Here is a 12,703-nt window from a genome sequence, read left to right on the forward strand (position 1 = left end):
GATTACGCCATCAATTTTTTGGAGGGAGCGGGTAATTTCGTATTCTTGTTTATATCGAGTTAATTCTGAGGGACTAGGATAATCTTCCTTGAGAATTTTCAGGATAACGGGATCGTGGCTAGATTTATGGACAGCCCGATACACTAATGAATTAGAGCTTTCATAAATCTGGCAGAGAATCTGATAGTTGTCCATTTCACTTATTCCTGGGGTCAGTTCAAGCCATAAAAACGAGCAGGGTTATCCCAAACAATTTTATGCACAATTTCCTGACAAAGTTCCTCTTCTAGAGCCACCACTTCCTTAACCACATTGGGCTTATGATCCATGTGAGGATAATCAGAGCCAAAGATTAAGTTATCTGAACCGATCGCGTCTATCAGTTGGGGTAAATAAGGCTCGGAAGGCTCGATCGCAATGAAGCACTGACGACGAAAGTATTCGGATGGCTTCATTTTGACACGATCGACCACTTCCCATTGCAAATCTTCATATTCGCGATCGAGCCGCCACAGCCAGTAGGGAAGCCAGCCGCAGCCAGACTCTAGAAATCCTACTTTCAGTTTAGGATGACGCTCTAAGACACCGCCTTCGATCAGGGAAAGCAGTGCCATCATTTGTTCCATCGGATGAGAGCAAGCGTGGAGGGCAAAACGAGTTTGAAAGCGATCTGCTCCAGCCGTAGGCGATCGGCTGTGAGTTCCTTCGTGTAAACTAACAGCAATTTCCAACTCTTCACACGCAGTCCAAAAAGGCTCGTAAGCGCGATCGCTCAATAACCGCCCTTTCACGGGATTAGGACGTAAAAAAACTGCTTTCCAGCCAAAATCGGCGATTCGTTGTAACTCTATTACCATTTCTTCTGGCGCGTGGGGATTGACAACTCCTACCCCTCGCAAAATTTCTGGATTATAACTGCAAAAATCCCGCAGCCAATTGTTATAAGCACGAACAAATGCACCTGCTAATTGAGGAGCGATCGTATCTATACCAATAATCCATGAAAAATAAGTGGGATAAATAAACGCGATATCAACGCCCATTTGATACATCGCCTTTATGTGAGATTCTGGATCGAAGTTATTCAGCCAAGATCGAGGATGGGCTGCGATCGCTTGTTTACCTGCTTCCAAACGGAGGCGATCGGAATGGGGATTGACAATCGATTCACCTTTAATTTTTAGATCGGAAGATAAGGCAAAGCTTTTAAATGCAGGTTCGAGATAATCTAACCACATCTGGTGCGGTTCGTAAATGTGAGAATCAGCATCAATAATTTTGTATCCTTTGAGCATATACCCCTATAGCCAAACAGGTATTTGATTAAGCATTTCTTCTGTCATTGGTTCTTCTAACCAACCCAATTGCACTGGAACTTGATAAAGTCGTCCAGGTGCGACGCGCTTCCAAAAATGACGCATTCCCGGAACGATTACCTTCACCACTCTTAAGCCAATATCGGGGCGAGTTTGGTCGAGAACTAGCATTTCCATTCCTTTTTGTTCGACAATTTGCTGACAAAGCTTGATGTCGTCTAGCAAATCTTCGTTATCGACGCGAGGATAATCAGAATAGACTTTGGAAGCGATTTGTGATGCTGGCACTAAATAAGGTTGATTCTGTAAAGTAGCTGTTTTCCACCAATTTATTACGGGCGGATCGGCAGAAGAAGCATATTGAGTCGTACCATCAGCGTTAGCTGTTAAGACAGGTGGAAGCAGTTGGTTGACTTCAGTAAGCGCTCTCTGTACTGCTAATTTAGGATCGAAGTGGGCACCGAAACCTAAGATAATATCTTCAACTTCGCGTGAAGCGTAGCTATCCCGTAGGGAATCGCATCTGCGACTAATCGCAGCAAAAGCGGGAATATTCAGATCGCTGGTAATATCGAGTACCCAAATTTCGCGATTTATCGATCGGTAATAATTGACCAAATCTTGAAAATATCGCTCATCAAAACTCTCTAAATCTACCCTTGGTCTGGAAATCCGATTGTACCACCACAGGGCAACGCTATCTCGCTCTACCAATTCCATAAAGCCCTGTAAAATAGCTTCTTCCAGCGTATTACCGGCCGCACAACCGTTAGTATCTGCCCAACAATCTGGTTGCGGTGGCTGTGGATAGCCAAAATAACAATAGGCTGTTGGTAGATACTTAAATTCTTGGTGAGTTAAAGACCAAACTGGTGTCCAGTCAATTTCTCGCGTTTCATCAAATGGTTCGGGAACGCGCTGGAAAAAGCTGCCACATTTGGCATTCCAGTCTGTTCTGTTTTCGTATTGGTTCTGGCTGAAATTCATGCAATGGTTGGGATGAATTGCTCTGTTTCCCAATTGTTGATAGCTACTTTTGATTCTGTATTCATCTCCTTGGAAAACACCAGAATAACGTTCGATTGCTTCGCAAAAAGCACTGGATTTTGCTTGAGCCTCAGTTCTTCCTTTTCCCGCACTTCTTCCTCCCAAATTTTGCTGTAAGAAACTGAATTCATCAAACATAGAAGCAAAATGATGCTTGGCAAAATAAGTCGGAGTTAAACCATTGGAGTTACGGGAGAGTTTTCCCAACTCTCGCACAACTCCCACGATCGGGCTAATATGATGTTTGTATCGCTCAAAAGTTTCTTCTGGTGAAACACAACGGTGTCCCCCATCAGTGATAAACTCTTTTTTACGACTGCCAATTACTACAGGTAAAGGCTGACGATCCTCAGCTTTAAGAATGCCGCAACAATTACATTGAGGCCGTTTAATTAATGGGTGCTTTCTGGTTTCCGATGTTAGGGTATCATGGGTGATTAGCACTCCCTCTAGACATTTATTTTCTCCCTGTATAATCCATTTCAGGAGTTCTGTTGCTGCCATTGTCAGGGCAGTTTGCTGGGTTGATGGCAAGTCAGCTAGGGGTGGTGTTAGTGGAAAGAAATTATTTCTGCGTCGCTGGATAAACTTTTCGAGCGGTCGATTACCTTCCAAGCGTTGAGACAGACATTCCCAACAACCTGTTTGTGGAGTATGAAAAATTGGGCCAATCCAGAACGACGTTCCTATCGGTTTAACCAACATCCAAGGCCGCGATCGTATCTGATTTTCTTGATTGATTTCTGCCAGTTTTGGGCGCAAGTAATCGTCAGTTAGAACAACTTCAAAATTTGCATCTTCAGCAATTTGAATATGTAAGGAATTAAGAATTTCAATAAAACTAGAAGCAGATAAATAACCTAAAGCTTTGACTCTAACTTTAGTTTCTTGCAAACGATGATAAGCATCTTTAATATTGACATTCAAATGCTCGATAAATACAGTTAGATTTGCAGGCAATATTGTCTCGCTTTCAATGAGAAAGCCTTGACGTTCCAGTTCCATCAGCGCATAATAAATATAGGCATCTGGTAATTCTTCCTGAAGGAGATCGACAATTTCATCAACAGTGTGATTTCCTTCAAGTAAGGGGCAGATAGATTGGTAGATGGGATCGCTCAAAAAAATTGAGCCATTTTCAGATAAAAGAAATGTCCCCTCTCCCTCAAGCGTCTCAACACGAAATTGAGTCTTAAACCTTGGTCTTTTCAACATATTTAGTTAAACTCAACTAACCTATAATCTAGCCCCCCGACTTCTTCAAGAAATCGGGGAGCTGAGCCAGACTCTACCTCTTATGCCATCTCAAATTTGCAATGTTTTACGTCATACTAAGAGGAATATAAGCCGAAGGTGGCAGATAATCATTAGCGTTTTTGTTTGAAATCCACTTCTTCAACTTCTCCTCTGTGATCGTAGCAGGACTGAATGCAGGACGGGGTGGATAGGCAATACGGGCAATATATTTCACACCCTCAATATATTGATGATCCTTTTCCAGAATATGCTCCTTGGCTTCTTTGATAAATGTTTGAGGATCGAGTATCTCTTCAAAAGAACCAGAAAAACTATCTGTCAATACCTCGACATGATATTCTTTCATAGATTCTTCTCCGCATACACTTTTCTTTTTAGCACCTATAAGTGCTTCGTAAACATCAGGCAAAGTCAGTTTTAGATTGGCAACTTCTGAGTCATCAATATCTTCATTTTTACCCATGAAGAGTTTTTTTATGTTGAAACTAGCTTTGAACGCACTTCTCTTCATTCTGTCGTCTTCGTAAATATTGACTGCATTCCTATACAGAGCTTGTTCTTGAAGAACTTGTATAAAGAATTTTTTCAGTTTTTCCTCTTCTTGAGGATGCATAGATACTAGGTAATCAGTCCAAGACCAGGCAACGAGACGAGACCATTGTTCTACTCCGTTCTTTATTTTGGTCAAGTCTGCTTTCAGATCTTTCGGTAGTCCTTGTGCCATTTTAAAAACCTCCTCAGATTAACTTGAAACTAGGTACAAAAATTATCAATTTAGGTGGGCAGTAAGCTATTGACTAGGTTTCGCATTATCTATCAAGAAGCTAAAGTCAGCACACCCTGTATTTATTTTAGCATTTAATTGACCTGTATTTACTTGAGCATTGATGAATTGACAAGAATTGTCTTCTCCCGGCAGACGTGCAGAAGTATGACAAACAATACAGGTAACTCTTTTAACATAAGGTTCCAGAGTAACATTAGTCAGTGGCGATGTTGTGTGTTTAATGGCTCTTTCAGATTCGTAACTATCCCACGGATTTGCTAGCCACTCAGTGCCAATCAATTCATAGTACTGCCATACCGATGATTTATCGACAGTCTTCAGTTGTGTGTGCCACTTGTCGTTCTGTTTCTTGACTGATTCACTTATATCATTTGAGCGACAAATCTGGGATGGGATCTGATCTTTAATCAATGGGATATTATCTACAGATTCTTCCATCGTTACTGCTTTGGGTTTATCGTTACTGATGTACCAAAGGTATGGTGGTTTTACATAAGGTTTGTTTTGTTCGCAGTTTTCTTTATTTATATTACACTCGTTGTTGTATAAGGTATACCGTGTCTTTTCTGGTTTACCGCAGGAGGGAGCATTATCTATATGCTCAAATGTAGACCAGATCCAACCTTGACTGCTAGTTTTATGCATAACATGGAATCCAATTAACCCCAACTCGACTTCCTCATTTAGGAGATCGCCCGTATTGCTAGCAATCTTTCGCTTAGTAGTATAGTATTTCGCTTTTTCTTGATCGGAACTTCGCCGATCAAATACTCTCCAAGCCGCCTTGATTTCAATCGCGCCCTCACCATTTTGCTCACTACAATATTTTTCATATCCATCGTATTTATATCCACTACTACACACAAGTTTTAACTGCTGCTCTGTTTCTTTAAATGTTACTAAATTGTTGCTGGCAAACCATTTGTTGTTTCTGATTTGTTCATATTCAACTGGGTTCATGCGAATTTCATTAATAACGTAGTTACCTTGTTGATCTACTAAAGGAATGTGGATCACGGCATCAATATCCGCCAGCGATATAATATTATTGTTTAATTCTCCATTCTTTGTCACTATATTTGGTTTATTCTCTCTATCAACCTCACTAAAATCCTCTATTTTAGCTAGTATTTCTGCCTCCGTCAGTCGTAAATTTGGTTTGTACTCTATTTCTGATCCCTTTCCATCACCCACACACTTATTGTATTCTGGCAGCTCGCCTAGTGATGGTGGTGTTGCTCCGTCTGGCGGAAATACATCCTTGGGAGAAGGGTATAGTTCCCAAGCGCGAGGGTTTTCGGGAGCTTGTCCGATGAGTTTTTTCTGACCTGGAGGCTCAATAGCAGATAATGTTTTTCCTTGACAATCCACTGGCCAGTTTAAAGCAATGAAAACTCTCCAAGCAAATTCATTAATTGCGTCTTCTTCCTGAGTATCAGGATTAACAGGCACAACATTTTTATCTTTAGTAAAATCAGGATTGTGAGCAATGTCCTTAAATGCTTGGGTTATTTTTATGGGTGGCTGAGTTAGCGGTTGATTTCTTTTAATCGCGCTGGCAAGTGCTATCTCTCCAAAAATAACGATAAAGGCTATGACCAAAATCACAAACAATCTACGCCTGATGAATCTCATAAGGTTTATGTGCTTTTAGTTAACTTTATTGAACTGGATCGATCGCAAGCCACAGTTGTTCTGAAAAATCCGCTCAACTGCTACCGAAACGATCGCTAAAATATTGCCTAAACAACTCGCAACTTACCGTTGCCTGATTGCCTTGTAAATTTACCAACCCCATACTTTCTAACTTAAATGCCTCCACTAAATCCAACTCTACAGGTGTACTGCTTTTTACAGCTCGCACAAATGTTACCAGCAACTCTGGCTCCTGTTGTAAGTTCCACAATTGTTGTTGTAGGCGATCGCTATAAATTCCCTCTGAAATAGAGGAGGTTTGCAAAACTTGCTCTAGCGTGACTTCACCGCGCCCGATATGATAAAGCGCTACCCGTACTAAATACGGATTTCCATTTACAAAAGCCGTCAGTTGCTTGGCATCTTCAGATGACCAATCCAGTCCTTGCCGTTTCGCCAAATCCTGCACTTGCTCGCTGTTAAATGGTGGTAGTTCGATCGGTAGCCCTACGTTAAAGGGCGATCTATTGGCACTCAGCGGAATATACATCTGGGCTGAGTGTACCACAACTAACCGGAGTTTTCGCCAGATTTCCCGATTTTTGGCTTCCTCGTGCCAAATTCGTAACAGTCCGAAAAAGTCACTCGCCAGGTTGGGATAGGGAAATAAGCGATCGATATCGTCTAAAGCTAACACTACAGGCTTGGTTGTTGAGGGTAACAAATACTGCTCGAAATACATCTTGCAGCTAACCTGACTGCCAAAAAGCTCATCCCAATATTCTGCAATCTGATTGCGAAGTTGCAAACCCAAACCGACGTTGGCGCAGAACCAGCGCAAGAATTTATCTAAATCTTGAAAAATTTCTCTATCCGCTAACTGAAAATCTATAATAACTATCCGATAGTCTTGCTCGGCAGCTTTCTGGAGAATCCGCGCCATCAGGGAAGATTTCCCCATCCGCCTGGGAGCGAGTATGCGAATCAGCGCTCCCGGTTGCAAAATAGTCTTGTAACATTCAGATTCAATTAAGCCGCGCTCCACGTAAAAGAGGGAATCGAGGGGAACTTGGCCCCCCGGGAATTCTGGCTCTATGCCTTTTTCTTGTTTTGGTGGGGTATGCCATGCTTCTACCTCGTCACTCTGAGGAACCCAGGAATAATCATTTGGCTCCAGAATCAGATTAAAAGCACTGAAGCACCTTTTTAGGGTATTGCGATCGACTCCAACTTCGCGATCGTATATCTTCATCACGGTATTCACAGCTAACCCGGTGCGATCGCTCACTTGTTCTAAAGTATACCGAATCCCGCAGTTTTCCTCAAATTCTGCGTCTGCTTTCGCTTTCTCTAACTTTTTAGATCCTTGTAGGGTAAGGATTACACCGCGTATGCGCTTTTGTTTTTCTTGATGGTGTAACACTATGCTCTTATGACCCTCGATCTGCAAGATAAAAAAATTTTAGCAAGTTAAGCAACTTATTTTAGCAAGTTAAGCAACTTAGCAGTTTAGCCGTTATGGATATAAAAACTTTACAATGCTCAAAACCTTAGCTAATTCAGAGTTTGGTTAATTAATCCTGACAAATCTTAACTTGCGATCTTAAAAAGCCAAATTTGAGTGGTGCGATGGAGTTATGCAGTGCAAAATGAATACGGTATCTCTAGCCAACTATTACAACTAAGCCTTAATTAAATTGCTATTGAGCAAAGCAGGTAAGGCTATTAAATCGGGTGTATAAGGATTGAGGGTGTAGTTTTACCAAATATTGAGGGTGTTTTGCTAGATCCCGGTGTTGAGCTTTTTTTGAGGGAACGATGGCGGTGGTCATTACCGACGACATCTTCAAAGACCACTTGAAACTTACAGTCAGAAATTTGTTACTCATGGCTCGGTTTCTTGTGAATCGAAAGACTCGGATTGCCCTTGGCCAAAACTGTCCAACAGTTGAATTATTGCGAAACTTTTACTCACTTTAGGTATTAGACATGAAATTAAGTTCTCAACCATATACCATTTCAAACCAGTGCGATCTCTCGTCAGATATAAGCGTAACTTTTCTGCGTCTTGAGTTAAGGGGATATTTTATCAACGAGGATGGAACGGATACGGATTTATCCCTTACGCCAACCTTAGCTGCAAGGGAGTCGGAAATTGGGGAAAAGTCTCAGGGGAATGCGCCAGTTAAAATGATTGTGGGCGAGACAGTGACGTTATCGGTTGCGGTGGAAGCTGAGATTTATAGAAAATAAGGCTTTGGGCAATTATTGATGAACGGTTATTCATACCATCTCCAGGACGGAAACCTGCAAATTTATCTAGATTTCCCTCCATAATAGCTTCGCTAGATCCATCCCATTTAGCCTCGAAAAGTCAGTAAAAAATTATTTCAAGGTCAATATCATGTCCAAAAACAAATTTATTTCTTTTAGTGATATTCATATTGGTACGAACGCTCTAACCGCTTGGTATCAGAAAGACATTCATGAGCCTTACTTAGTAAAAGCTCTTGATTGGCTTATCGAGAATGCCTCTTCGATTCGGGAACTAATTATTCTAGGTGATGTGGTTGATTCTTGGACTTATCCACCTGACAAAGAACCACCTAGCTTTAATGCCATTATGGCAGCAAATCCTAAAGTTTTTGGTCCGAATGGAAAGCTAAGTGAGGTTTTGACTGCGCTCGATGGAAAGGTTATGTATGTGCACGGCAATCAGGACATGACCATTACACAGGAAGACTTAGACAAGATTCAAATTTACCATGTCAAAATCGCTTTTTGCGAAATTTCACCGTAGCTGGCATCACCGTGCCCAAACGGGAAAATTGTACGCTAAGGCTAAAACCTTTATCCCTCAAGCATTTCAGCGATACCTATTTTCTTTCACCCGCAAAGGGCGTAAGTTGTCAAAACTGCTCGCCTGCTTTAAATTCCAAATATAATCACCCGTAAGATTGATATGCTCCCAACCCAACGGTGACAAATGTTGCAAATATTCTTCAGGAATATCCCAAACCACCGTTGAATCGTTGGCACACTATTTCGATAGTATGGCTCGGCTTTTTCAATCCAATTTATTAGTTTCAATATCCCTTCTCCTAAGTTTTTACTGTTTTCAAATAAGTAATGAAATTCTTCTTTTAACGAGCGCATTATTCCTACTAACGGCGAAGCTTCTTTTACTTGGTTTAACTTTTCTTTTTGTTTGTTTGACAATTTAACAGCGCCTTTTAATAAGATGTATTTACTTCCTTTCAAGCTGGTAAATAATTTAGCTTTTTCCCTAACTTTTAAGGCTTCTGCGATTTTGATGAAGACGATGACTACTTCGACCACAGTGTGGGCAGATTGCCGTTTTTGTCTCTACTTGAACTCTCGAAAATTAATGTTTCATCTGTTTGTTTGCTTTCTTCTACTATAACTCCGGGTAGGTTTAGCAGTTTGGTCATTATCTTTTTCATAATTAACTTTGATCCCAACTATTTACTAATATTTTAGCATAGTAAGTACGAAAGAGCCAAATAAACTAGCTTGAGATTGTCAGGTCGTTATTGGAGCGATGTCCGTGTTGCCCAAGTGTGGTATATATTCCTTTTTGTTCCAACAAGTCTGTATGGCTAACCTGATATCACAATACTGCCATTTTCCAGCACAAACATCTTATCTGCACGCAAGGCATGAGCCATACGGTGGGTGATCATAATAATTGTACGTTCTTTAGTAAGGTGCTCGATCGTATTCATAATCTCAACTTCTGTTGCTGGGTCGAGGGCTGAGGTAGCTTCATCTAAAATCAAAATAGCAGGATTTCTAACTAATGCTCTAGCGAGGGCGATTCTTTGCCGTTGTCCCCCCGATAGCTGTCCGCCTCTGTCACCCACAGGGGTATCGTAACCTTGAGGTAAAGTAAGAATAAACTTGTGAATTTCTGCGTTTTTGGCGGCGGTTTCTACTTGTTCATCGGTGGCTTCTAAATATCCCATTCTAATATTTTCACGGAGAGAAGTATTAAATAAAATTACCTCTTGAAGGCACTCTCTTCGCAAGATAAGAGAAATTTTCCCAAGTTAAGCAACTTAGTCGTTATCGAGTAAAAAAATTTACAATCCCCAAAACCTAAGCCAATGGGGAGTTTGATTAATTAATCCCAGCCAATCTTAACTTGATATCTTAAAAGGCAAAACTTGAGTTGTGCAATTCGGTTAGGCGGTGAAAACTGAATACAGTGTTTTTACCGAGTTATTGCAGGTAAGCATCAATAAAGTTTACTTGCTGGCTATCAGAAGAATGCCATATCATAACTGACGAACTTCAACTCACTGCTTATTACTGGTAAAGTAAAGCATTGTAGCCTTGTTAGAGCAGTCAGCCACATCGTTTCTTCTCTAAACTCAATTGAACAGGAGTAATGAGACTGAGTTTTTTGAAATAGAAAACCTAGTGATCGATCTCAAACTGAGTTGATTGATAAAATGCAAATACCCTGCCCAGAAAATACCAAGTCAACCACGACAAGTGATGAAGCACTGCAACTTATAGAAGCTACCCTAGAATCCAAAACAGGGAAACAACTGACTCCCCCAGAAAAAGAAATCCTCAAAGCTGCTTGGGATAACGAAACCTACAGCAACGTTGCCGAAAGCTTATATCTCAGCGTTGGCTATATTAAAGATTTAGCTTGGCTGTTATGGCAATGCCTTTCAGATGCCTTCGAGGAAAAAATCACCAAGAATAACTTTCGACGGGTAATAGAAACGCATTGCACCACCTCCACTCCCCGTGAAGAAGAAATAGCAGAAAATGACACTGATGAAAGTTCAGACACCAAAGGCAATATCTTAATTGTTGACGACCTGATCGAAAACCTACGATTCTTAACAGACATATTAATCCAACGCGGTTATAAAGTTCGCAGCATCACCAACGGGAAGATGGCATTAAGATCGATCCGCAATCACCCTCCCGATGTCATTTTACTCGATATTAAAATGCCAGAAATGGATGGTTATGAAGTCTGCCAAGCCCTAAAAGCCGATGAAATTACCTCAGAAATCCCGGTGATTTTCTTAAGTGCGCTAGACGAAGTTATCGATAAAGTAAAAGCTTTTAAAGTAGGTGGAGTAGATTATATCACCAAACCTTTTCAATCCGAAGAAGTTATTGCGAGGATTCACACTCAACTCACCATCCAACAACAAAAGCACCAGTTGAAAGAACAAATAGAACAACATCAACAAACCGCAGAAATTCTCTATCAATCTCGAATTTTACTGGCGAATTTGTTGAACAGTTCCCAAGATGGAATTGCCGCCGTGCAAGCAGTAAGAGATACGATAACTGAAGAAGTTAACGATTTTCACTGCTTGGTGGTTAATCCTGTCTTTGCTAAGTTATTTGGTCAAAAACGAGAACAGATCATGGGTAAGTCTACCCTAAAAAAACTTTTTGACCGACTTACTCCCCCGCTGTTTGATTTACTTCTAGAAGTAGTTGAAACGGGAGAAGTGCTCGAACAAGAATTTTATTGGAAAAATAATAACCAGCAGATATACTATTACTTAACTGCCGTTAAATTTGGAGATGGTTGTTCGATTACCGTTCGCGATATCACAAATATTAAGCTACTTGAATTTAAGATGAAGATAGAATCGCAGTTAGAATAATAAGTAGTCGGACATAAATAAACGATGCTGTGTAAAGAAAGATTAAGGTATCCGAAAAAAGCACTTTATTATCGACAAAAGACAGAACTATTCTCTATGGAAGTGATACCTTTTTACTTCATAAGTAGTCGGACATAAATAAACGCTTATATAACTTGTAGGGTGGGCGCTCGCCGAAACCATATTAGCTTTCTTGTTACAAGATTTTTGCGGCGAGCGCCCACCTTACGTTTATTTATGTCCACCTACTTAGTAATTCAGAAAAATTTAGTTTCTTTAAGAAACAGTCCATAATACTCTGTTCCTCTTAATCGCGAGGGTAATTTTTACCACAGATGAACGCAGATTCAGGCAGATATTTTCTGCAAAGTTTTTACGCCACTGATGCAACTGGACATGATATAATTAGGGCTTGCTGAATAATTGATCGCAAACCAATAACAGGAGCGATCAATATATTCAAGCTCGATTTAATATAGGTTTTTCTTGCGTTAATCTCCTCAAAATATAATTGGAGATTATCTTCAATTCAAAAACAGGTGTTGTTTTGCCCGTTCGACATAAAAACACACAAAAAACCCGGCGCAACCAGGTAGAAAGGTTCATTACTAAAAAAGTAATAGCAATGGCTGTTTGGGAAGTATTATCAAGTTTTGCCATCACTAGATTCAAGCTAAATCTTCTTTTTCCTTGTCCAAATTTGCCCTCAATTGCATTCCTAATTCTCTCATCTTCTAAGGCTTGTTTCTTGGTTTCCTTACTCACATTTGCTGGTGGCCTTCCTAACGGAGGCCCACTGATTCTAATTCCTCTTTCTTTACACCAGGCTCGATTTTCCCTGGTTCGATAAATGCGATCTGCATGGACTGATTCTGGGTAATATCCTGTGTAATTTTTAAAGGCTTCTATTTGTGCTTTTAAGTCTCCTGATTCATTAAAGTTATCCCAACTTATCCGGTCTAAAAATACATATCCTTCAATGCAACTCGCTGACA

At 40.5% G+C, this 12,703-nt stretch carries 13 protein-coding genes and 2 pseudogenes; 3 read left to right on the forward strand and 12 right to left on the reverse strand.

Annotation, left to right across the window (positions count from 1 at the left end):
* From PN499_RS01760 to PN499_RS01790, 7 genes are all read right to left on the reverse strand, one after another.
* Nucleotides 1-195, reverse strand: a 195-nt coding sequence (locus PN499_RS01760; protein WP_272029885.1) for a hypothetical protein, incomplete at its 3' end; no start/stop codon positions are given.
* Nucleotides 196-212: 17 nt separating this feature from the next.
* Nucleotides 213-1,295 carry an amidohydrolase family protein gene (locus PN499_RS01765; protein ID WP_272029887.1) on the reverse strand — a complete coding sequence of 361 codons (1,083 nt, stop codon included), beginning with the start codon at nucleotides 1,293-1,295 and terminating at the stop codon, nucleotides 213-215.
* A gap of 6 nt (nucleotides 1,296-1,301) precedes the next feature.
* On the reverse strand, nucleotides 1,302-3,578 hold the full coding sequence (locus PN499_RS01770) for a TOMM precursor leader peptide-binding protein (RefSeq protein WP_272029889.1): 2,277 nt from the start codon (nucleotides 3,576-3,578) through the stop codon (nucleotides 1,302-1,304).
* 106 nt (nucleotides 3,579-3,684) lie between these two features.
* Entirely contained in the window at nucleotides 3,685-4,344 is a 660-nt protein-coding gene (locus PN499_RS01775; RefSeq protein ID WP_272029890.1) for a hypothetical protein, read from the reverse strand.
* Nucleotides 4,345-4,410: 66 nt separating this feature from the next.
* On the reverse strand, nucleotides 4,411-6,042 hold the full coding sequence (locus PN499_RS01780; RefSeq protein ID WP_272029892.1) for a hypothetical protein: 1,632 nt from the start codon (nucleotides 6,040-6,042) through the stop codon (nucleotides 4,411-4,413).
* A 73-nt stretch (nucleotides 6,043-6,115) separates the two neighbouring features.
* Entirely contained in the window at nucleotides 6,116-7,465 is a 1,350-nt protein-coding gene (locus PN499_RS01785; protein WP_272029894.1) for an AAA-like domain-containing protein, read from the reverse strand.
* 277 nt (nucleotides 7,466-7,742) lie between these two features.
* A complete protein-coding gene (locus PN499_RS01790; RefSeq protein WP_272029895.1) occupies nucleotides 7,743-7,931 on the reverse strand; it encodes a hypothetical protein in 189 nt (62 codons plus the stop codon).
* Between the two features lie 100 nt (nucleotides 7,932-8,031).
* Here PN499_RS01790 and PN499_RS01795 point away from each other — a divergent pair, with 100 nt between their 5' ends.
* Nucleotides 8,032-8,295, forward strand: coding sequence for a hypothetical protein (locus tag PN499_RS01795; RefSeq protein ID WP_272029897.1), 264 nt, complete (start codon nucleotides 8,032-8,034; stop codon nucleotides 8,293-8,295).
* Nucleotides 8,296-8,446: 151 nt separating this feature from the next.
* Nucleotides 8,447-8,842 (forward strand): metallophosphoesterase family protein, encoded by a 396-nt coding sequence (locus tag PN499_RS01800; protein WP_272029899.1) that lies wholly within the window; start codon nucleotides 8,447-8,449, stop codon nucleotides 8,840-8,842.
* A 66-nt stretch (nucleotides 8,843-8,908) separates the two neighbouring features.
* Here PN499_RS01800 and PN499_RS29630 read toward each other — a convergent pair.
* The 4 genes and pseudogenes from PN499_RS29630 to PN499_RS01815 form a co-directional block, all read right to left on the reverse strand.
* A pseudogene (locus PN499_RS29630) lies at nucleotides 8,909-9,052 on the reverse strand (hypothetical protein); the annotation flags it as partial.
* A 2-nt stretch (nucleotides 9,053-9,054) separates the two neighbouring features.
* Nucleotides 9,055-9,354, reverse strand: a pseudogene (locus PN499_RS29635) (transposase); the annotation flags it as partial.
* A 14-nt stretch (nucleotides 9,355-9,368) separates the two neighbouring features.
* Nucleotides 9,369-9,494, reverse strand: coding sequence for a hypothetical protein (locus PN499_RS01810; protein ID WP_272029902.1), 126 nt, complete (start codon nucleotides 9,492-9,494; stop codon nucleotides 9,369-9,371).
* 168 nt (nucleotides 9,495-9,662) lie between these two features.
* Nucleotides 9,663-10,028, reverse strand: a complete 366-nt coding sequence (locus tag PN499_RS01815) for an ATP-binding cassette domain-containing protein (RefSeq protein WP_272029904.1) — start codon at nucleotides 10,026-10,028, stop codon at nucleotides 9,663-9,665.
* 489 nt (nucleotides 10,029-10,517) lie between these two features.
* Between PN499_RS01815 and PN499_RS01820 the strand changes: the two genes are divergently transcribed.
* On the forward strand, nucleotides 10,518-11,708 hold the full coding sequence (locus PN499_RS01820; RefSeq protein ID WP_272029905.1) for a response regulator: 1,191 nt from the start codon (nucleotides 10,518-10,520) through the stop codon (nucleotides 11,706-11,708).
* Between the two features lie 459 nt (nucleotides 11,709-12,167).
* Here PN499_RS01820 and PN499_RS01825 read toward each other — a convergent pair.
* The coding region (locus PN499_RS01825; RefSeq protein WP_272029907.1) for a transposase at nucleotides 12,168-12,703 on the reverse strand (536 nt) is incomplete at its 5' end.

Source organism: Kamptonema animale CS-326 (assembly GCF_028330895.1).
GTDB lineage: Bacteria > Cyanobacteriota > Cyanobacteriia > Cyanobacteriales > Microcoleaceae > Kamptonema > Kamptonema formosum.